Below are 1,002 nucleotides of genomic sequence, written 5' to 3'. Positions count from 1 at the left end.
GACTCCGTTCGAGAGTGCTGTGAGAGGTTCACTCGAAGGATCACGCGGTGGCCGCGCTTCGTTCCGGCGTACACGCCGGTGACGATCTCGGCGACCGCGCTACACCACTATCGGGGACTCAACTGGTGACGAGTGGGAGTTCGTGCATCACAGCCCGGTGAGTGTGCGCCAGCCAGCCGGCGCAGGAGTGGCCTCGGTGCATGACCGGCACAGTCGCTTACCCGATGTAACGTTCAAGGCGTGGTAGAGCAGGCAGACTCGGGTGGTGAATCGGCTGAGCAAAGCGACGACAGCTTGACGCCCACGTCTCGGCGACCCACGTGTCCAGATGTCCGAAAAGGTGCAACACCTGCCCAGTCCTCCGGCGCCCGTGAACCCCGCAGGCCTTCGTGAAGTCGACCAGGACATCCCTAGCCAACAACCCGCTTCAGCTACGGCACCTGAAGCGCTGCCCCGGCCCGTCTCGGTTTGCCTTGAGCGGTCGCCTGGCAGCTCGTACGTCCTTCAGTTGTACCGCCAACGCACAAGCCATACGTAACCTAGCGAGATTCACGGCGACGTCGAACACTTACTGCTATGGAGCGGACACACTCACTTGCCTCGTAGTGCATGCAATTCTGCGAGCTTCTCCGGCCAGTGCCCCAACACAGCTTCGCGACAGCGAATGAGCAGAAGGGTGAACTTGGCTGGGGCGGGGTTTGGCAGAGTCCACGAGCGTGATGGATGAAGCACAGTTCTGGGAGATCATCGGGCTTGCGGGAGGTTCGGCCGACGAGTCCGCGATGCACCGCATCCGTGTCCGCCTGCGTGTGCTCGCGGAGGACGACATTCTCAGCTTCGATGATCGTCTTGCTGAAGTTCTGCGACGGCTCGATGAGTACCGGATTGCCAAACAGAGGTGGCGTGACGTGTCAGAACCACGCTGGCTCCCACGCATTCCAGGCATCAGCGCCGATGGGTTCCTTTACGCCCGCTGCGCTGCGGTCTTGCAGGGGCCAGAGG

General features: G+C 62.1%; 1 protein-coding gene. It reads left to right on the top strand.

Annotated features, from left to right (window positions below):
* Positions 1-698: 698 nt before the first annotated feature.
* On the top strand, positions 699-1,002 hold a 304-nt coding region (locus Q1K29_RS18450; RefSeq protein WP_300396852.1), incomplete at its 3' end, for a DUF4240 domain-containing protein.

The sequence above is a fragment of the Henriciella sp. genome (assembly GCF_029937755.1).
Lineage (GTDB): Bacteria > Pseudomonadota > Alphaproteobacteria > Caulobacterales > Hyphomonadaceae > Henriciella.
Note: the sequence above shows the minus strand (reverse complement) of the source record. Positions and strands in the feature narration are given on the sequence as shown.